Genomic DNA, 20,884 nt, shown 5'->3' on the forward strand with positions numbered 1-20,884 from the left:
GCACGATCTGCGGCACGAAGCGGTGCGTCCCGCCCTGCATCCCGCCGTGCGCCTCGGTGCAGCAGGGGAAGGCCGGCTGCCGCACGGACAGAGCCCGGTGCAGGCCGAGTTGGGCGGCGCAGGTGGCCATGACCACCTGCCACCAAGGCCGGGACGCCCGAGTCACCAACCACGACAGGGCGAAGGTGACCGCCGCGCCGCCCAACGCCGCCCCGCCCAGGGCAGACTGCCGGGGAGCCGCGTCCCCCGCAGCCAGATGATGGGCCACGACGGCCAAGACCGAGCTGAGCAGTGTGAACGCGGCAGCCCGCAGCAACCGTCCGCTCCGCCACTCGGGTTGCGGACACGAGGGCATCCCTGCACGGCCTCCGGTCATGTCGCGCCATCATCCACCGGCCCCGCCGCCGCCAGGCCCCGACTGTCAATTGAGGAGCAGTTTTTCCCCGCTCCCCGAACGAGCTCGTGCCGCCGGCTAGGCGCCGGCCGGAACGGGGTCCGGCTGCGAGAGCCGGCCGGTGCGGGTGAGGAGCACCAGGGCCGCGGTGCATACGGCTCCGACCAGGGACATGACGAGCCAGGTGAGAGCCGGGTACCCGGCGGATCGGGCCGCGCCGAGGAGGGCTCCGGTCGCAAGGTTCCCGACGGTGATCCCGATTCCGCACACGGTGTTGTACAGGCCGTAGTGGGTGGCCACCCAGCGGCCGCCCGCCAGGGCGACGATGGTGTCCATCTCGAACGGGTACAGCACCGCCGTGGCGACCGCGAGGAGACCCGCGCACGCCAGGAGGGGAAGGAGTGCGGCGGCCGCGGACCAGCCGGTCCGAGCCTGCGGGGCCGCCGAGCTCAACAGGGGCGGGAAGAAGGCCACGCCCATGAGGGCCGTGCCCGCGCTCAGGGACCGCGCGGGGCTCCAGCTGCGTTTGCACCAGGCGGTGATGCGCAGTTGCCCCACGAGCGCGACGAAGCCGGAGACGACGAAGAGGGCGCTGGTCGCCGCCGTGGCGAAGGCGCCCTCGCCGGTGAGGCGTTCGACCTCCAGGGGCAGCGCCAGGTAGATCTGGAAGGACAGGACGTACGAGCCGCTCATCGTCGTGGCGAACAGCCAGAACGTCCGGTTGCGCAGGACGGTGCCGGCTTGTTCGCGCAGGGCGGGCCGGTCCTCGCGCGCGGCGGTGGTGTTCCGGGGCAGGCGGCGCAGCTGCAACAGCGTGAGCGCGGCGAAGACCGCCGAGGCGACCGCGCAGGTGAGGGGGAAGGACACCGCGGTCAGGGCGAGTCCGACGAGCGGGCCGAGCAGGATGCCGCTCTGGTAGAAGACGTTGAACAGCGCGAAGGCGTCCACTCGGCGCTCGCCCGCCTCGGCGGCCACGTAGGCGCGGACGGCCGGATTGAACAGGGCGCCGGCCAGCCCCGTGGCCGCGGACGCGGCGACCAGGGCCGGCAGGCCGTCGGCGAAGGCGAGGGCCGCGAAGCCGACGGTGCGCAGTGTGCAGCCGGCGACGATCAGCGGCTTGAAGCCGAGGCGGTCGGCGAGCATGCCGCCGACGAGGAACATGCCTTGCTGGGAGAGGTTGCGCACGCCCAGGACCAGCCCGACCGCCCAAGTGGCGAGCGCGAGCCCGCCGGAGAGGTGGGCGGCCAGGTACGGCATGAGCATGTAGAAGCCGAGGTTGATCGTCAGCTGGTTGACGAGCAGCAGCTGCACGGTGGCGTCGAAGGAGCGGTACTGCTTCCAGGTCTGCTTCACCGGGCCGCTCCGGTCCGGGACGCGGCGGGGGCGGGCACCGGGTCGACGACGTTCGCGCAGCGTGTCCACCGGGTGATCTCGCGGGACGCGGATGACTCGACGGTCTCGGGTTCCGACGGCGGGGTGGTGTCCAGGAGCTGGTTGGCGCGGCAGTAGTCGTCGTTGAAGACGGTGTCGAAGTAGCGGTGGGGGCCGTCGGGGAACACGGCCGCGATGCGGGTGGCTTCGGGCTGGGTGCGGGCGAGCCAGCCGGCGACGAGGGCGACGGCGCCGACGCTCCAGCCTCCGGTGGCGAACTGCCGCCCCGCGAGGCGGCGGGCGGCCCATACGGCTTCGGCGGGGGCGACCCAGTGGACTTCGGTGAAGGCGGGATAGTCCACGTTCCGGGGGTAGATGGAGGAGCCCAGGCCGCGCATCAGGCGGGGCCGGGCGGGCTGGCCGAAGATGGTCGAGCCGATCGCGTCGACGCCGACGAGACGCAGCGCGGGGTTGGAGGCGCGCAGTCCGCGGGCGATGCCGGCGGAGTGGCCGCCCGTACCGACCGCGCACACCAGGACGTCCACCGTGCCCAGTTGGCCGGTCAGCTCGTCGGCCAGGGGCCGGTAGGCGGCCACGTTGTCGGGATTGTGGTACTGGTCGGGACACCAGGCGCCCGGGTACCGGGCGAGGAGTTCCGCCACCTTGCCGCGCCGGGCTTCCTGCCAGCCTCCGTCGGGGTGCGGCCGGTCGACGACGTGGAGCCGGGCGCCGTGCGCGGTGAGCATCCGCTCCATGATCGGCTCCATGCCGGGGTCGGTGACCAGGTGTACGGGGTGCCCGTGGAGCACTCCGGCCAGAGCCAGGCCGAGGCCGAGCGTGCCGGAGGTGGACTCGATGACGGGGGCGCCGGGGCGCAGGGCCCCGCGCTCGCGCGCCTTGTCGACCATGTAGAGGGCCGCGCGGTCCTTGATGCCGCCGGGGTTGAAGCCTTCGAGTTTGGCCCAGAAGCCGCGCGGTGAGGGCGCGAACGGTTCGTCGATGAAGAGGACGGGGGTGTTGCCGACGGCTTGGAGCACACTGCGCGGGGCGGGGGCCGCCGACGGGGACGTGGACGGGGACGCGGGCAGGGAGAGTTCGGTCATGGTGGGTCGCCCTTCGTGCGGCACGGCGCGGCCGGGCTCCGCCGGCGCCGGTCGGGGCGGGCGGGTGTCGGGCCGTGCGGGGGTGAGAGGTCGCGCAGGGACACCCCGGGGCGCGGCGTTACGACGGCCGCGTGGAGCGTCCGGGCCTGCTCAGGTCCTACTGACGCACGCCTTGCACAGCAGATCGCGGCCGGAGCCCGAGGAAGAGCGGGGTGGCGCAGCGGCCGCAGCGCGGCTCGGACGTGACGCACCGGCCTGGACGGGGTTCAATCGCAGGACGGACGCCCCGTCGGCTTCACCGCGCTCCGGCAGCTGCACCGCCGTGTGCTCGTCGGCGTGAACGCAAGGGTGGTTCCCCCCGGGGCAGCCACCGGCGAGTTCCGGATGCGCGGCGGTGGCCTGCGAGGCCGCTGCGGCGGGGACCGGTGCCCGGTGGTGACCGCCGCTGTCGCACACGCCGAAGAACAGCGCGACCAGGGCGGCCGTCACGAAGACGGCCAGCCAGCCGCCATGTCGGCGGCGGTGACGGGACCACAGCGAATTGCACACAGTGACCGTCACGCTATCTTTCGTGTTCGACGGCTGCTCGTGTACCGCGCTCCGTGACGGGGTGCGTTTCGGCCCGGGCCGTGGTGCCCGCTCCCGGGCCGCGGTGCCCGTTTCCCGTGCCACTGCGGGATCGAGCACACGAGCGCGGCCGTGAAACCGTGGTCGCCGGCAGGGGCGCAGGTTCACCGCTGCGGGTGATTCCATGCCTCCGGATTGCCGTTCGGCGTCATGAGGGGGCTGGGGCGGAAGTACTGGTGACGGGGTACGGGACGAAGGTGCTGCTGTTCTCGTCGACGGCCAGGGTCCGGCCGAGCGGCGGGACGGCCCGTTGGGGGCAGTCGACGCGTTCACAGAGCCGGCAGCCCATGCCGATGGGGGTGGCGGCCGCCGTGTTGTCGAGGTCGAGGCCGTCGGCGTACACGAGGCGGGAGGCGTGCCGGATCTCGCAGCCGAGCCCGATCGCGAAGGTCTTGCCGGGCTCTCCCCAACCGCCGCGGTGGCGGGTGACGGCGCGGGCGGTCCAGAGGTGGCGCTGCCCGTCGGGCATGGCGGCGACCTGGACGTGGATGCGGCCCGGGGCCGCGAAGGCCTCGTAGACGTTCCACAGGGGGCAGGTGCCGCCGGCGCGGGAGAAGTGGAACCCGGTGGCGGACTGTCGCTTGGACATGTTCCCGGCCCGGTCGACGCGCACGAAGGAGAACGGCACCCCGCGCAGCCTGGGGCGTTGCAGGGTGCTGAGGCGATGGCAGACGGTCTCGTAGCCGAGGCCGAAGTGGTCGGTGAGCCGTTCGATGTCGTACCGGAACTCCTCCGCCGCGGTGTGGAACGCCGTGTACGGCAGGATCAGCGAGGCCGCGAAGTAGTTCGCGATGCCGATGCGGGCCAAGGCGTGGGCGGGGGAGCCGGGTGGGAAGTCCTCTGCGGCGAGCCGGTCGAGTTCGTCCCCGTACTCGATCAGGGCGAGCTGGGTGGCCATCCGGAAGGCCTGCTGTCCCGGGCGGAGCCGGTTCGACAGGTGCAGTACCCGGGCGGCGGCGTCGTAGTGGTGAAGCCGGTCGCAGTCCGGGGAGGTGCGGATCCCGTGCCGGTCGGCGAGTCGGCGCGTCAGGGCGCGGATGACGTCGCCGGGGTGGATGCCGATCTCGCGGGCCAGCTCCTCGGCGGCGAGATCGGTGTCGTGGAGGTAGTTCTGGCGGCGGTAGAAGAACTCGCGGATCTCCTCGTGGGGTGAGCGCGGTGCATCGGCCACCGAATCCCGGCCGTCGGCGGCGTCGGCGAGCCGCTCGGCCAGCAGTTGGCTCCGCCGGCCCAGGTCCAGGAGGACCGAGGCGACCGCCGGCATGCGAGAAGCCAACTCGGCGAGGTCGGAGGCCGATACCCGGGCCTCGGCGACCTCCCCGGCCAGCGCCTCGCGCAGGTCCGCGACCAGGCGGCTGGTGTCGCGCTCCGAGAAGAAGCCGGGGTCCACCCCGAAGGCCTCGGTCAGCCGCAGCAGCACCGGCACGGTCAGCGGGCGCGAGTCGTGCTCCATCTGGTTCAGGTAGCTCGGGGAGATGCCCAGCACCCTGGCGAGATCGACCTGGGTCATACGGCGCTCCTCGCGCAGCCTGCGCAGCCGCGCGCCCGCGTACGTCTTGCTCACCGGACTCCTCCACCGTCGGACGGGCTCCGTCAGCATAGGTGCAACTCGCCCACCCGCAGCCTTCGCAACCTTGGCAATTCCGGCCTCGAAGATTCGCAAACCTTGGCAGATGTACCTCCTTGCTGGCACCAAGTGCCAGTGCCAGAGTCGGTCCTGCGGCCAGCCGGAACCGGTAGCCGGGAAGCGCACAAGACCCCGATTCACGCCCTGATTTCGGGGATCCGGTCAGCTCGACCCGGTACATCGGCAGCATTGCTCAGCTCCGACCCATGGGCGGGTTCGGCGGCCGCACCTCCTACTCAGGCACACAGTGCCAATGCTCGGGTTCTTCGGCAGCGGCATTGGCAGGACAAGCGACGGACGGAAACGGTGACGGTCATGACAGAGGCGAACACGACGGCGGCGGCCGAGCAGCTGGGGCAGCGGTGGGCCGACGACCCCCGCTGGGCGGGCATCGAGCGGACCTACTCGGCCGAGGACGTGGTGCGGCTCTCGGGCAGCGTCCGCGAGGAGTACACCCTGGCCCGGCGCGGCGCCGAGCGGCTGTGGCGACAGCTCCACGAGCTGGACTACGTCCACGCGCTCGGCGCGCTCACCGGCGGGCAGGCCGTCCAGCAGGTCCGCGCCGGACTCCAGGCGATCTACCTGTCCGGCTGGCAGGTCGCCGCCGACGCCAACCAGGCCGGGCACACCTACCCCGACCAGAGCCTCTACCCCGTCAACTCCGTTCCCCAGGTGGTCCGTCGGATCAACAACGCGCTGCTGCGCGCCGACCAGATCGCCACCGCCGAGGGCAGCAGCGACACGACGGACTGGCTGGCGCCGATCGTCGCCGACGCCGAGGCCGGTTTCGGCGGACCGCTGAACGCGTTCGAGCTGACCAAGGCCATGATCGCGGCGGGCGCGGCCGGCATCCACTACGAGGACCAGCTCGCCTCCGAGAAGAAGTGCGGCCACCTCGGCGGCAAGGTCCTCGTTCCGACCTCCCAGCACATCCGCACCCTGAACGCGGCCCGCCTCGCGGCCGACATCGCCGACACTCCCACCCTGATCATCGCCCGCACCGACGCCCTGGCCGCCACACTGCTCACCAGTGATGTCGACGAGCGCGACGCGGAGTTCTGCACCGGGGAGCGCACCGCGGAGGGCTTCTACCGCGTCCGGGGCGGCATGGCCCCGGTCATCGCCCGCGGTCTCGCCTACGCCCCGTACGCCGACCTCATCTGGGTCGAAACGGGCACCCCGGATCTCGCCCAGGCCCGCGAGTTCGCCGAAGCCGTCCACGCCCGGTACCCGGACCAGATGCTGGCCTACAACTGCTCACCCTCCTTCAACTGGAAGGCGGCCCTGGACGACGACCAGATCGCGAAGTTCCAGCGGGAGCTCGGCGCCATGGGCTACCGGTTCCAGTTCATCACCCTGGCCGGCTTCCACTCCCTCAACCACGGCATGTTCGACCTGGCGCGCGGCTACGCCGAGCACGGCATGACCGCGTACGTGGACCTCCAGGAGCGCGAATTCGCCGCCCAGGGCCAGGGTTTCACCGCGGTCAGGCACCAGCGCGAGGTCGGTACGGGTTACTTCGACCTGGTCTCCACCGCCGTCAACCCGGCCTCCTCCACGACCGCGCTCGCCGGGTCCACCGAGGAAGAGCAGTTCCACTAGGGAGCCCGTAGCCCGTAGCCCGTAGCCCACGACCCGCCGCCGGCCTCTGGCGGCGCCCGGGGCCCCTTCCCGCCCCGGGCGCCCGCCACCCACGCTGAGGAGAAGAACCACATGTCACTCACGCCCCCGACCGGCAGCGTCCGGGTCCTCGGCGCACCGGGTGAGCGCCACGACGAGATCCTGACCCCCGGGGCCCTGGAGTTCCTCGGCCGGCTCGACGCCGCGTTCGCGGACCGCCGCCTGGAGATCCTCAAGGAGCGCCGCCGCCGCTCGGGCCACCTGGCCGGCGGTACCCCGCTCGACTTCCCGCTCGCCACCCGCGCCCTCCGCGAGGACCCCGACTGGAGGGTCGCCCCGCCCGCGCCCGGACTCACCGACCGGCGGGTCGAGATCACCGGGCCCCCCGAGCGGCGGACGGCCGTCAACGCCCTGAACTCCGGAGCCGAGGTCTGGATGGCCGACTTCGAGGACGCCACCGCCCCGACCTGGACCCACGTCATCGGCGGCCAGCTCACCCTGCTCGACGCCGTCGAACGGCGCATCGACTTCACCAGCCCGGAGGGCAAGGAGTACCGCCTCGGCGAGCGGCTCGCGACCATCACCGTCCGCCCCCGCGGCTGGCACCTGCTCGAAGAGCACCTGGAGATCGACGGCCGACCCCTGTCCGCCTCCCTCGTCGACTTCGGCCTGTACTTCTTCCACTGCGCGCAGCGGCAGATCGACGTCGGCCACGGCCCGTACTTCTACCTGCCCAAGCTGGAGAACCGGTACGAGGCACGGCTGTGGAACGACGTCTTCCTCCTCGCCCAGGAACTCCTCGGCATCCCCCGCGGCACCGTCCGCGCCACCGTCCTCATCGAGACGATCACGGCCGCCTTCGAGATGGAGGAGATCCTCCACGAGCTGCGCGAACACAGCGCGGGCCTCAACGCCGGGCGTTGGGACTACCTCTTCAGCCTCGTCAAGACCTTCGGCCACCGCACCGACTTCCAACTGCCCGATCGGGCCGCGGTCACCATGACCGCTCCCTTCATGCGGGCCTACACCGAACTCCTCGTCCGGACCTGCCACCGGCGCGGTGCCCATGCCATCGGCGGGATGGCGGCCCACGTCCCGAGCAAGGACCCGGACACGAACGCCGCGGCGATCGCGAAGGTCCGCTTGGACAAGGAGCGCGAGGCCGAGGACGGCTTCGACGGCTCCTGGGTGGCCCATCCCGGGCTGGTCCCCGTCTGCCGCGAGGTCTTCGACGGCGTCCTGGGGGAGCGGTCGAACCAGCTGGAGCGGACGCGGGAGGACGTCGAGACCACGGCCGCCGACCTGCTGTCCGTACGCCGGACCGCCGCGCCCCCCACACGGGAGGGGATCCGCTCGAACGTCGCCGTGGCCCTGCGCTACTTCGACGCCTGGCTGCGCGGCAGCGGCGCGGTGGCCCTGTACGGCCTGATGGAGGACGCCGCGACCGCCGAGATCGCCCGCGTCCAGATCTGGCAGTGGATCCGCCACGACCGGGTCGACCGGGCAACGGTCCTCGACCTCCTCGACGCCGAATGCGCCGCCCTGGAGAACGAGGATCCGCAGGCACTCGTCCTCGAAGCGCGCGAGGTCTTCGTGGACACGGCGCTGTCGGTGCAGCTCCCGGCCTTCTTCACCCCCGGGGCCTACACCCGCCACCTCGTCCGCAGCGCCGCCGTCACCGCGCGGGTGAACGCGTGAACGCCGCGGTGGAGCCGGGCCGGATCCTGCGCGTCGGCATCGTCGGTGGAGGACAGATGGGCGCCGGCATCGCCGAGGCATGTGCCCGGGCCGGCCTCGACACCGTCGTCGCCGAGTCGGACACCGCCGCCGCCCGCGCCGCCCGGGAGCGGATCGCCGTTTCCCTGGAGCGTGCCGTCCAGCGGGGCAAGCTGGACCGGATCTCCGCGGAGGACGCGCTGTCCCGGCTGCTGTTCACCGGGGACCTGGAGGACCTCGCCGACCGCCAGCTCGTCATCGAGGCCGTCACCGAGAACCCCGACACCAAGATCGAGGTCTTCGCCGCCCTCGACAAGATCGTCGAGAATCCCGGGACCATCCTCGCCACGAACACCTCCGCCATCCCGATCATGCGTCTGGGCATGGCGACCGGACGCGCCGACAAGGTGGTGGGCCTGCACTTCTTCAACCCCGTGCCCGTTCTACCGCTCGTCGAGGTCGTGTCCTCCCTCCATACGTCGGCGGACACCCTCGCCACCGTCGAGGCCTTCGCCCGTGACGCCCTGGGCAAGACCACCGTCCGATCCCGGGACCGCGCCGGTTTCGTCGTGAACGCGCTGCTGGTCCCCTACCTGCTCTCGGCCATCCGCATGGCCGAATCCGGGTACGCCAGCGCGCAGGACGTGGACACCGCAATGGAACTGGGCTGCGCCCACCCGATGGGCCCGCTCAAGCTCGCCGACCTGATCGGGCTGGACACGGTCGAGGCCATCGCCGAATCCCTCTACCAGGAGTTCAAGGAACCGCTCTACGCCCCGCCCCCGCTGCTTCAACGGATGGTGCAGGCAGGGCTGCTGGGCCGCAAGAGCGGCCGAGGGTTCCACACGTACGGCCGGGGCTGAGGGGCCCCGGCACGTCTCCGGGCCCGAGGGTGCCCGGAGGCACGCGGTGACGGTGGGGTTCGGCGAGTGGTGTCGCCGCGCCCCACCGTGTCCCGTTCCACCGCAGGTCGTGTGAAGCCGGTGCCGTCTCGTCGTCTCGCCGTCTCGCGATCCGGTCCGAATGACGGACGGGGGTCGTCGCCGGGTCGGCGCGCGAACTAGGGTGGCCGTGCAGCTGGTTCGCCCCGTCCGCCAGGCGGGATGCGTCGTAAGAGGGAACCCGGTGGGAATCCGGGACTGCCCCGCAGCGGTGAGCGGGAACGACCGCCGTCATACGCACTGGGACCGGAAGACGGTCCTGGGAAGCGACGGCCAGTAGGTGCCCGCCGGTAGGAGCATGAGTGCCGGCAGGCGTGCCCGCGAGTCCGAAGACCTGCCCGTTGCCCGTAAGCGGACGATTCCGCGTGCGGAGATCCCGGTGACCTCGTGGGCGGGTCGGCGTGCACGACGAGCGGCCGTTGCGGTAATTGCGCGACGTGGGCCGTCCGTTCCGTCGCTCCTTCGCGTCCGCGTCCCGTTACCGGGGCGTTCCTGGACACATCTCGCGAAGGAGAGTTCCGTGACGGCGAAGCCCACAGCCGCGGCAGCACGAGCCACCGTGTACGGCTACCCCCGCCAAGGTCAGAGCCGCGACCTGAAGAAGGCGATCGAGGGCTACTGGAAGGGCCGCGTCAGCGCGGGTGCCCTCCGGGAGACCGCGGCGGGCCTGCGCCGTTCGCACTGGCGAGAGCTGACCGAGGCCGGCGTCCACGAAGTGCCCACCGGTGATTTCTCGTACTACGACCACGTCCTGGACACCAGTGTCATGGTCGGCGCCGTCCCCGCGCGGCACCGCGCGGCGGTCGCCGCGGACGCCCTGGACGGGTACTTCGCGATGGCGCGCGGCACCCGGGACGTGGCCCCGCTGGAGATGACCAAATGGTTCGACACGAACTACCATTACCTGGTCCCCGAGCTCGGGCCCGACACCGTCTTCACCGCCGACTCCAGCAAGCAGGTCGCGGAGTTGGAGGAAGCCGTCGCGGCCGGCCACACGGCCCGTCCCGTACTCGTCGGCCCCGTCACCTACCTGCTGCTCGCCAAGCCCGCCCCCGGCGTGGCCGCCGGCTTCGAACCGCTGACCCTGCTCGACCGGCTGCTGCCCGTGTACGCACAGGTCCTCGCCGAGCTACGGGCCGCGGGCGCCGAGTGGGTCCAGCTCGACGAGCCGGCCCTGGTGCAGGACCGCACCCCGGCCGACCTGAACGCCGCGGCCCGTGCCTACCGCGACCTCGGCGCGGCCACCGGGCGTCCGAAGCTGCTGATCGCCTCGTACTTCGGCCGGCTCGGCGAAGCGCTGCCGGTGCTGGCCAAGGCGCCGGTCGAGGGCCTGGCGCTCGACTTCACCGAGGCCGGCGCGGCCAACCTGGAGGACCTCGCGGCGGTCGGTGGCCTGCCCGGCAAACGCCTGGTCGCGGGCGTGGTCAACGGCCGCAACGTCTGGATCAACGACTACCAGAAGTCCCTGACCGTCCTGGGCACGCTCCTCGGCCTCGCCGAGCGCGTGGACGTCTCCGCGTCCTGCTCGCTCCTGCACGTCCCGCTGGACGCCGCCGCCGAGCGCGACATCGACCCGCAGGTCCGCCGCTGGCTCGCCTTCGCCCGCCAGAAGACGCGGGAGATCTCCGTCCTGGCCCGAGGACTGGCCCGGGGCACGGACTCCATCGCGGCCGAACTCGCCGCGAACCGGGCCGATCTGGCTTCCCGCGCCGGATCCGCCCTCACCCACGACCCGGCCGTGCGCGCCCGGACCGCGGCCGTCACCGACACCGACGGCCACCGCGCGCAGCCGTACGCCGAGCGCTCCGTCGCCCAGCGGGCCCGCCTGGGCCTGCCGCTGCTGCCGACCACCACGATCGGCTCCTTCCCGCAGACCGACGAACTGCGCGCGGCCCGCGCGGACCTGCGGGCGGGGCGGATCGACACCGCGGGCTACGAGGCGCGCATCAAGAGCGAGATCGAGGAAGTGGTCTCCTTCCAGGAGAAGACCGGCCTCGACGTCCTGGTGCACGGCGAGCCCGAACGCAACGACATGGTGCAGTACTTCGCCGAGCAGCTGACGGGCTACCTGGCCACGCAGCACGGCTGGGTCCAGTCCTACGGCACCCGTTACGTGCGCCCGCCGGTGCTGGCCGGGGACGTCTCCCGCCCCGAGCCCATGACCGTCCGCTGGACCTCGTACGCGCAGTCCCTGACGTCCAAGCCGGTCAAGGGCATGCTGACCGGGCCCGTCACCATGCTCGCCTGGTCCTTCGTACGCGACGACCAGCCGCTCGGCGAGAGTGCCCGCCAGGTCGCGTTCGCCCTGCGGGACGAGGTGAACGACCTGGAGGCGGCCGGGACTTCGGTGATCCAGGTCGACGAGCCCGCCCTGCGCGAAACGCTGCCGCTGCGAGCCGCCGACCACGCCGACTACCTGGCCTGGGCCACCGAGGCGTTCCGCCTCACCACCAGCGGCGTCCGGCCGGACACGCAGATCCACACCCACATGTGCTACGCCGAGTTCGGTGACGTCGTCCAGGCCATCGACGAACTCGACGCCGACGTCATCAGTCTGGAAGCCGCCCGCTCCCACATGCAGGTCGCCCGCGAACTCGCAGGCCACGGTTACCCCCGAGGGGCCGGCCCGGGCGTCTGGGACATCCACTCCCCGCGCGTCCCGAGCACCCGGGAGGCGGCCGGTCTGCTGCGCACCGGACTGGAGGCCATCCCGGCCGAGCGGCTGTGGGTCAACCCCGACTGCGGCCTGAAGACCCGCGGCTGGCCCGAGACCCGCGCCTCCCTCGAAAACCTGGTCGCCGCCGCCCGTGAGGTCCGCTCCGGCCTCGCGGGCGACCCCACCTGACCGACACGGGGGACACCGGCTCGTCGCCGTGATGCGCGGGCCGGGCCCTGGCTACAGTGCAGGATGATCGGGGTCGCTCGCGCTGACCTGTCGTCATGACCGAGGTGGGTCCCCATGCCCCGCAGCACCCCCGACGGCGCCGGGCGGCGGCCCCGGCGGCCGATCGGTACCTGGCCGGCCGTGGGCGTCACGGTGGCCGTCCTCGTGGCGGCCAACGCGGCCCTGCACCGCTGGTCGGGCCCGTGGGGCGTGGTGACGGCCGTCGTGGTCAGCGGGGTGCTGCTCGGTGTGCTGCGCTGGGCCGGCGGCACCCTCGCGGACGCCGGTCTGGCGCCGGGCACGCTGGCCCGCGGCGCCCGTTGGGCGCTGGCCCTCATCGCCCTGGTCGGCATCGTCTACCTGGCCGGGGCCCTGCTGCCGGCCGCCAGGACGCTGTTCGAGGACCGTCGGTACGCGGGGATGGACGGGGGCGAGGTGATGCTGCGCGTCCTCGTGCTGGTCCCCGTCGGTACGGTCCTGGTGGAGGAGATCGCGTTCCGCGGCGTGCTCTACGGTCTGGTGCGCCGCGACCGCGGGGCGGTGTGGGCGACCGCCGTGTCGAGTGCGCTGTTCGGCCTGTGGCACGTGCTGCCCTCGCTGCACCTGGCGACCGCGAAACCGGCCCTGACCACGGCCTTCGGTCGGTCCGGACTCGGGGCCGCCCTCGCGGTCGTGGCAGCCGTGTTGTTCACGGCGGCGGCGGGCGTGCTGTTCTGCGAGCTGCGCCGCCGCAGCGGCAGTCTGCTGGCTCCCATGGGCCTGCACTGGGCCGTCAACGCGTTCGGATACCTCGTCGGGTTCCTGCTGCGCTGACCGCTCAGCCCTGCGGCGAGACGATGTCCTTCAGCCGGTCCAGGTCCTGCGCGGTGAATCCGGACGGTCGCATGACGGAGTTCCAGGCGTCGACGTACGCGGCCTTGTAGGTGTGGCCGTGGCCGTCCGGAACGCCCGTGGAGAACGGCAGGTCGGCGGTGACCTGCCAGAAGGTCACGAACGGGATCCAGACCATCGCGCCGAGCACGTCCGAGCCGGGCCGCTCACGGATCCAGTCGGGCTCCGACAGGGCCAGCTGCGGGCTCCACCAGACGATCGGATCGGAGGGGTGCATGAGGTAGACCACCCGCGGGCCGTCCCACGGCCGGTCCGCGGGAGGGATCCCGGCGGCCGGGTCGTTCGTGAACCGGACGGTCCGGCCCTCCCGGTAGACGGGCTCGATCTCCGGGCTCCCCGCGTCGCGGCGGTCGCTGAACTCGCGGAAGAGGGTGTTGAAGTTGGGCGGGCCGGCGAACACCGTGCCGGCGGTGCGGTTGCGCAGGTCGTACTCCCCGCTGAAGGCCGTCTCACCCCCGAACGAGCCCAGGCTCTCGCCCGCCACGAACAGGCGCGGACGCCGGTCCGTCGGCAGTTTGGACCACTTGTCGTAGACCGCGTCGAAGAGGTCCCGGCCGGCCTCGCGCGCCTTGGACTGGTCGACCAGGTACGACATCCACGACGGCAGGTACGAGTACTGGATCGCCACCGTGGCCGAGTCGCCGTTGCCGAGGTACTCGAACGAGTCCACGGCGGCGGGGTCGACCCAGCCGCTGCCCGTCGTGGTCATCACGAGCAGGTTCGTGCGTTCGAAACCGCCCGCCCGTTCGAGGTCCGCGACGGCCCGGGCCGCCCGGGACTCCGTGTCGTCGGAGGTTTCCAGCCCGGCGTAGGCCCGGATGGGCTCCTGCGCCGTGCGGTGGGTGAACGCGCCGATCGTCTGGGCCGACGGTCCGCTGCCCGTGAACGCCCGCCCCTCGTAACCCAGCGAGTCCCACGGCACCAGCGAGCCGGGACCGCCCGACCGCAGCACGGACGTGGGCTGGTGCACCCCCTCCGGAGTATGCGTGTCGCCCAGCGAGAACGACTCGTTGGCCGCGTTCACGAAGCCGCTCAGCAGCACCCCGGAGAACACGGCCCACGCCAGCCCCGCCACCAGGAGCCAGCCGACCACCCGCGCCGCCCGCCTGCCGATCCAGCGCCCGAGCAGGGCGGCGGCCCGGCGGTACAGGGCGCGCAGCCCCCGCCCGGCAAGGAGCAGGAGCAGGAAGACGACGGCGGCGACGAGGGGGCAGGCGACGGCGGCGAGGACGTTGTAGTCGGTGACCCCCATCAGCCCGCGGATCTCGTGCTGCCAGTACTGCCCGAGCCCGAACGAGACGCCGAAGAGCACGATCGCGCTGACGAACAGGACCAGCCACGACCTGCGCGGGGCGCTGCGGGCGTCCCGGTCGGCGAAAGCGCGCCACACGTAGGCCGCGACCACGCCCAGCCCGTACCCGATGGCCGCTCCGATGCCGCAGACCAGCCCCTGGAGTACGCCTCCGCGGGGAAGGAGCGACGGGGTGAAGGACAGGCACGCCAGGACGAGGGCGCCCCAGCAGCCGGGCAGCGTGAGGTGGAGCCGTCGGTGGTGCTCGCGCGGTGCCGGCTCGTGCGACGGAGGTTCCGGCGGGTTGTTGGTCATGGCGTGCCTCCGCGGTCATCGTCCCAAGGCGCGGCCGGTCGTGCCATTCGGTGCCGGGCGGTCGCATCCGGCGCGTGGGCGGGCCGAGCCGAGTGGGCGCTCGTAGCCTGAAGGCAGTGCCCGGCTTCCGTCCGGCAGCCGGCGGAGCGGCGGAAGGCCGCCCCAGGCGGGAGGTTGTGCCATGAGTAGGAGTTGGACCGCCCGACTGTCCCTGGTCGCGGGCCTGGCGGCGCCCGTGGTGCTGCTGGTGTTCGGTGGCCTCGCGAGCCTCGTGCTGATGGGGGTGGGCTGGGTAGGGCTGGCCCTCACGGGGGCGGGTGTGTGGTGGATGCTCACCCACACCGGCTGGATCAGGGTGCTGTCCGTGCTGCTGGTGGTCGTCGCACCCCTCGCCGTCCTACTCCTGTACGCGACGGCGGGGCTGCTGTGGGTCGTGCTGGTCTCGCTCGGCCTGTGGGCCCTGGCCATTGCCGCGGGCCGGGCCGCTCTCGCCGAGGACACGGCGGCAGGCATGCCGGAGCACGCCGCGGTCCGGGCCGAGCGGCCCTTCCTGATCATGAATCCGCGCTCGGGCGGCGGAAAGGTCGAGAAGTTCCGCCTGGCGGAGCGGGCGAGGGACCTGGGCGCCGAGGTCTTCGTACTGGATCCGGCCCGGCGGCAGGACGTGGCCGAGCTGGCGCGGCAGGCCGTCGCGGACGGGGCCGACCTGCTCGGTGTCGCGGGCGGTGACGGTACGCAGGCCCTGGTGGCCGCCGTGGCCGTGGAGCACGACGTCCCGTTCATGGTGATCAGCGCCGGCACGCGCAATCACTTCGCCATGGACCTGGGCCTGGACCGGCAGGATCCGTCCCGGTGTCTGGAGGCACTGACCGACGGCGTCGAACTGCGCGTCGACCTCGGTTACATCGACGAGGGAGGACCGGCGCAGGGGAGCACCGGGCGCGTCTTCGTGAACAGCGCCTCGTTCGGCGTGTACGCGGAAGTCGTGCAGAGTCCCGCCTACCGTGACGACAAGGCCCGCACCACCTTGGAGATGCTGCCGGCCCTGCTGACCCACGACAGCGGCGCGCGGCTGGGCGTCCGTGCGGATGCGCTGGCCCTGGACGGTCCCCAAGCCGTGCTGGTCAGCAACAACCCCTATCAGAGGGGGGATTCCGCCGGGCTGGGGCGACGGGAGCGGCTGGACTCCGGTGAGCTGGGGGTGCTGGGCGTCGAGGTCGCGAACGCCGCCGAGGCGGCGGAGCTCCTGCTGCACCGCGGGCAGGGCCGCGGCCTGACCGAGGCCACCGCCCGTGAGGTCGTCGTCGACGCGGACGCTCCCGTCATCCCGGTCGGTGTCGACGGCGAGGCCCTGGTGCTGTCCACACCGGTGCGCTGCCGCATCGCGCCCGGCGCCCTGCGCGTGCGCGTGCCCCGCCACCGTCCCGGCGTGCCGCGCGCGACGGCTCCGATGAACTGGCGCCGCGTGCGGCGGCTGGCGCTGACCGTGGGACGGACCGCGACGGGACACGGTGGTGCCTGAGCGGCGGAGCGGGCCGGCGTCGGAGTCCTCCCACCGGGAAGGCGGTCACGTCCCGTCGGTGGCGGGGGGCGCCCATTGAGCTCCGGTGCGCCGGCGGAAGGCCTGGACGGCGGCCTCCACGGTGGGGAAGAAGTGCTCGGGGTCGATGGTCCGGGTGAGTTCGTACCTCTCGATCTTCCGCCGCACGGGGTCTTTGAGCTCGGCGAACACGAGGTGGACGCCGTCCGCGTTGAGCTCCTCGTCGAGCTCCTCCAGGATGTCGGCGGCAGTGGTGTCCACGTCGGTCATGGGCTCCGCCGCGACCACGATCCAGCTCGGCCGCGGGTCCGCGCCCGCCATCCGCCTGACCTCGTCCCGGAACGTCTTGGCGTTGGCGAAGAAGAGCGGGGCGTCGAACCGGTAGATCACCAGGCCCGGCAGTTGTTCGGCCTGCGGGTAGGAGCGGATGTCGTGGTAGCCCTCCAGGTCCTGGACCCGCCCGAGCACAGTGTCGTACGGCCACCATGCGCGCCGGAAGACGTTGAGGACCGACAGGCCCACGGCGATGGCGATCCCGGGCAGCACGCCGAGCAGGGCCACACCGGCGAAGGCCGCGAAGCACAGCAGGAACTCCGTCCGGCGCTGCCGCCACAGCCGTACAGCTCCCGGTACGTCGGCCAGGGACAGCGACGCGGTGATGACCACGGCGGCCAGGGCCGGCTGGGGGAGGTTGCGGAACAGGCCCGGGGCCAGCACGAGCATGAGGACGATGAGCGCCGCTCCGACGACCCCGGTGAGCTGGCTCCTGGCCCCCGCGCGCTCCGCCACCGCAGTCCGGGAGCCGCTCGTGCTGACGGGGAAGCCCTGGAAGAGGGCCGCCGCCAGGTTGGCCGCACCGACGCCCCCCATCTCCTGGTTGCCGCGCACCTCCTGCCCGGTGCGCGCCGCGAAGGCGGACGCATTGGAGATCGTGTCGGCCAGCGACACCAGGGCGATGCCCAGCGCACCGCCGAGCAGCGGCGCGAGGTCGGTGAGCCGCACATCGGGGAGGGTGAAGGGCGGGAACCCCTCGGGCAGTACGCCGACCAGGCCGACGCCGTGCGCGCCCAGGTCGAGGGCGGAAGCCGCGGCGATCGCCAGGACCACCATCACGAGCACCGCGGGGACCTTGGGCAGGAAGCGCTGCAGGACCAGGACCAGGGCGATCCCGCACAGCCCCACCGCGGCGGCGGCCGGCACCGCCGCCCCGTCGGCGAGTTCCTGCACGAGGCCGACGCACTGGCCGATCAGGTTGTCCGCCTCGACCTTGAAGCCGAGCAGTTTGGGCAGCTGGCCGATCAGAATGGTCAGGGCCAGGCCGTTCATGTAGCCGATCATCGTCGGCCTGGAGATCAGGTCGGCGATGAAGCCGAGCTTCGCCACCGAGGCCAGGATCATGATGGCCGCCACCATGACCGCGAGCATCGACCCCAGCGCGACGGCCCGGCCGGGATCCCCGTCGGCCGCCACCAGGGGCAGCACCGTGGCGGCGATCATCGGACCCAGCGAGGAATCCGGGCCCAGCACCAGGATCCGGGACGGGCCGAACACCGCGTACCCGAGCAGGCAGAGGATCGTCGTGTACAGGCCGGTGATGGCCGGCAGGCCCGCCAACTCGGCGTACGCCATGCCCTGCGGCACCAGCAGCGTGGTCAGGACGACTCCCGCGACCAGGTCCTTGACCAGCCACTCGCGCCGGTAGGACGAGGCCGCGCGGATCCCGGGGACCGACCGCAAACGGGTGAGGACCCCGTGGCCCCGGTGCCGGGTCGTCACGGACGGGCCTTCCTCATACGGCCCTCGACCGGCGGGCCACGAACTTGCCCAGTTCCCACACCAGCAGGAGCACCACCGCGGCCAGCAGCGCCCAGCCGAACTGCCGGGCGTTGATGTCGGTCGTCCCGAGGAGGCGGCGGAAGCCGTCCATTTGGGTGACCATCACGGAGAGTACGAACTGGGCCAGGGCGACCCAGTTCATCTGCTTGCTGTCGAAGGTCGACGCCGTCAGCACGGACTCCGTCTCGCTGCGGCATTCGAAGGCGGCCACGATCAGACAGAGCGCGAAGGCCGTGAACGCGATCGACTGCCCGGTCTCCACGCTGTCCCACTGGTTCTGGCCTAGCTTGATCAGCGCGAGCAGGAGGACGGTGATCGCCAGGCCGCCCAGTCCGACCGTGACGAGCACGGGCCGCGTGAGCACCGATTCCCCACGAGGACGCGGCCGGCGCCGCATGAGGCCGGCGCTCTCGCGGTCGAAGCCGAGCGCGAAGCCGAACGATGCGTTGACGACGAAGTGGATCCACAGCACCTGCGGCGGGGTGAAGGGCTCACCCGCGGCGATGTTGAAGACGGTGGCCCCCAGGAACGTCAGCACGAACGTGACCAGCAGGAGCAGCACGAACCGGATGTACTTGGTGAGGTTGTCGTAGATCGTCCGGCCCTGCTCCACGGCGTAGACGATGGTGGCGAAATTGTCGTCCGAAAGGATCATGCGGCCGGCGTTCTTCGCCACGTCCGTGCCGCTGCCCATGGCGATGCCGATGTCCGCGGCCTTGATGGCCGGCGCGTCGTTGACGCCGTCCCCCGTCATCGCCACGACCTCGCCCTTCTTCTTGAGCGTGTTCGCGAGCAGCACCTTGTGCTCCGGGGCGACCCGCCCCACCACGCCGATCCTCTCGATGCGGGCGAGCTGTTCGTCCTCGCTCATGGCGGCGAAATCGGCGCCGAGGACGGCCTCGCCGGGGATGCCGATCTGCCGGGCGATCGCCGCGCCGGTGGTGACGTCGTCCCCGGTCACCAGGCGGACCCGGATGTGCGCCGCCTGCGCGTCGGCCACCGCGGCCTTCGCCTCCTCACGGGGTGGATCGACCATGCCGACGAGACTGGCCATCCGCAGATCGGTGACGTACGCGAGCAGATCGCCCTCCGGATCGAAACCGTCCGGGTCCAGGTCACGGCTGGCCGCGGCCATCACCCGGCGCCCCTCCCCGCCCATCCGCTCGCTCGCCTCCTCGGCACGACGGAGCAGATCGGCGTCCCAGGGGATCGTTTCACCCGCCGCGAGCGCGGTGGTCGCCCGCGCCATCACCGCCGGGCCCGCACCTTTGACGAAGCAGCGCACGACCTGCCGCCCGGAGGCGTCGGCCGCCGAGTGGAAGGTGGCCATCAACTTGTACTCGGGGTCGAACGGGAGGGTGGCGAGCCGGGGAAGGGCGGCTCGGGTGGCGTCGGTGTCCAGGCCGGCCTTGTGCGCGAGCACCAGCAGCGCGCCCTCGGTGGGGTCGCCCACCACCTCGCCGCCCACCAGCTTGGCGTCGCTGGCCACCACGTACGGCAGGATCGCGTCCTCGATCCCCGCGGCGGACCCGGCGGCGTGGTGGACCTTGCCTTCGAGTCCGTAGCCCGTGCCCGACACGGTGTACCGGTCGGTGGGGCTCAGCACTTCGACGGCGGTCATCTGGTTCATCGTCAGCGTGCCGGTCTTGTCCGAGTTGATCGCCGACGTGAACGCCAGCGTCTCGACCGACGGCAGCTCCTTGACGATGGCGTTCCGCTTCGCCAGGTTCAGGCTCCCGACAGACAGGATCGCCTGGGTCACGGTCGGCAGGGCCTCGGGGATGGCCGCGATCGCCAGCGAGACCGCGCTGACGAACAGGACGTCCCAGGCCTGGTCGCGCTGCCGTCCCAGGGCGAACATCACGATCATGGTCAGGCCCGCCGCCGCCGTGATCCACAGGGTCAGCCGGTCCAGCTCCTTGGTGAGCGGCGGCACTTCCTTCTCGGTGGCCGACAGCATTCCGGAGATCTTGCCGAGCTCGGTGCCCGCCCCGGTCGCGGTGACGACCATGACGCCGCTGCCGTGCGTGACCGGGGTGTTCATGAAGGCCGTGTTCGTCTGGTCGCCCGGCGCCGGCCGGCCGCCCGTCAGCGCGCCGGTCTCCTTCGCGGCGGGAACGCTCTCACCGGTCAGCGCCGACTCGTCGATCTGCAGGGCGCTGGCCGCGATGAGACGCCCGTCCGCCGGCACCTGGTCCCCGGCGGAGATGAGCACGACATCGCCGTGGACGAGCTGTTCGCCGGGGATCTCGGCCTCCGTACCGTCCCTGCGCACCCGCGCCGTCGCCTTCATCATCGACTTCAGCGCGTTCATGGCGCTCTCGGCCTTGCCCTCCTGGCGCAGTCCCACGACCGCGTTCAGCAGGGTCAGCACGATCAGCAGGATCGCGGTCGTCCACTCCTGGATGACCAGCGAGACGATCGCGGCGGCCACGAGCACGATCTGCATGTAACTGCGGTACTGCGCGAGGAACCGGTGCCAGGCCGGAATCCGCTCCTCCTCGGGGAGCGCGTTCGGGCCGTGCGCGGCCAGGAGTTCCGCGGCCCGAGCCGCGGACAGACCGACGGCGGGATCGACACCGAACGCCGCCGCGACCTCCTCGGGAGAGCGCGTGTACCAGCCGCCCCCGGCAGCCCGGGGCTGTTCCGCCACGGAATCCGACCGCACTGTCATGGTGGTGCCTCCGATCCGGGGCCGCGCAGGGATCCGCGCCGCTCGCGCGCCGTC

Annotated in this window: 12 protein-coding genes and 1 riboswitch; of the genes, 6 read left to right on the forward strand and 6 right to left on the reverse strand. The window is 72.2% G+C overall.

The features are described 5' to 3' along the window. Positions 1-472: 472 nt before the first annotated feature. The 3 genes from OG974_RS06085 to OG974_RS06095 all read right to left on the reverse strand — a co-directional run bounded on the left by OG974_RS06085 (position 473) and on the right by OG974_RS06095 (position 5,059). Positions 473-1,747 (reverse strand): MFS transporter, encoded by a 1,275-nt coding sequence (locus OG974_RS06085; RefSeq protein ID WP_371645702.1) that lies wholly within the window; start codon positions 1,745-1,747, stop codon positions 473-475. Beyond that, positions 1,744-2,868, reverse strand: a complete 1,125-nt coding sequence (locus tag OG974_RS06090; protein WP_329315391.1) for a PLP-dependent cysteine synthase family protein — start codon at positions 2,866-2,868, stop codon at positions 1,744-1,746. The genes OG974_RS06085 and OG974_RS06090 overlap by 4 nt, the downstream gene beginning before the upstream one ends. Positions 2,869-3,643: 775 nt before the next feature. Further along, positions 3,644-5,059 (reverse strand): short-chain fatty acyl-CoA regulator family protein, encoded by a 1,416-nt coding sequence (locus tag OG974_RS06095; RefSeq protein WP_328764543.1) that lies wholly within the window; start codon positions 5,057-5,059, stop codon positions 3,644-3,646. Between the two features lie 378 nt (positions 5,060-5,437). On the opposite strand from OG974_RS06095, the gene aceA reads away from it, so the two are divergent. The 5 genes from aceA (at position 5,438) to OG974_RS06120 (ending at position 13,096) form a co-directional block, all read left to right on the forward strand. Continuing rightward, on the forward strand, positions 5,438-6,724 hold the full coding sequence (gene aceA / locus OG974_RS06100; protein ID WP_328764544.1) for an isocitrate lyase: 1,287 nt from the start codon (positions 5,438-5,440) through the stop codon (positions 6,722-6,724). Positions 6,725-6,835: 111 nt separating this feature from the next. Continuing rightward, positions 6,836-8,440 (forward strand): malate synthase A, encoded by a 1,605-nt coding sequence (gene aceB / locus OG974_RS06105; RefSeq protein ID WP_371645705.1) that lies wholly within the window; start codon positions 6,836-6,838, stop codon positions 8,438-8,440. Positions 8,441-8,496: 56 nt separating this feature from the next. Continuing rightward, a complete protein-coding gene (locus OG974_RS06110; RefSeq protein WP_371646748.1) occupies positions 8,497-9,321 on the forward strand; it encodes a 3-hydroxybutyryl-CoA dehydrogenase in 825 nt (274 codons plus the stop codon). A 198-nt stretch (positions 9,322-9,519) separates the two neighbouring features. Then, a riboswitch (cobalamin riboswitch) is annotated at positions 9,520-9,756 on the forward strand. A gap of 163 nt (positions 9,757-9,919) precedes the next feature. Continuing rightward, entirely contained in the window at positions 9,920-12,244 is a 2,325-nt protein-coding gene (gene metE, locus OG974_RS06115; RefSeq protein WP_371645707.1) for a 5-methyltetrahydropteroyltriglutamate--homocysteine S-methyltransferase, read from the forward strand. A gap of 114 nt (positions 12,245-12,358) precedes the next feature. Further along, entirely contained in the window at positions 12,359-13,096 is a 738-nt protein-coding gene (locus OG974_RS06120; protein WP_327279903.1) for a CPBP family intramembrane glutamic endopeptidase, read from the forward strand. Positions 13,097-13,100: 4 nt separating this feature from the next. On the opposite strand, the gene OG974_RS06125 is transcribed toward OG974_RS06120, so the two are convergent. After that, on the reverse strand, positions 13,101-14,780 hold the full coding sequence (locus OG974_RS06125) for an alpha/beta hydrolase (RefSeq protein ID WP_327279904.1): 1,680 nt from the start codon (positions 14,778-14,780) through the stop codon (positions 13,101-13,103). Between the two features lie 181 nt (positions 14,781-14,961). Between OG974_RS06125 and OG974_RS06130 the strand changes: the two genes are divergently transcribed. Continuing rightward, positions 14,962-16,302 carry a diacylglycerol kinase family protein gene (locus OG974_RS06130; RefSeq protein ID WP_327279905.1) on the forward strand — a complete coding sequence of 447 codons (1,341 nt, stop codon included), beginning with the start codon at positions 14,962-14,964 and terminating at the stop codon, positions 16,300-16,302. A 45-nt stretch (positions 16,303-16,347) separates the two neighbouring features. Here OG974_RS06130 and OG974_RS06135 read toward each other — a convergent pair whose 3' ends face one another. Next, positions 16,348-18,096 (reverse strand): SulP family inorganic anion transporter, encoded by a 1,749-nt coding sequence (locus tag OG974_RS06135; RefSeq protein ID WP_327279906.1) that lies wholly within the window; start codon positions 18,094-18,096, stop codon positions 16,348-16,350. Positions 18,097-18,109: 13 nt separating this feature from the next. After that, positions 18,110-20,830, reverse strand: coding sequence for an HAD-IC family P-type ATPase (locus OG974_RS06140; protein WP_327279907.1), 2,721 nt, complete (start codon positions 20,828-20,830; stop codon positions 18,110-18,112). Between the last annotated feature and the right edge of the window lie 54 nt (positions 20,831-20,884).

This window comes from Streptomyces sp. NBC_00597, from assembly GCF_041431095.1.
Lineage (GTDB): Bacteria > Actinomycetota > Actinomycetes > Streptomycetales > Streptomycetaceae > Streptomyces.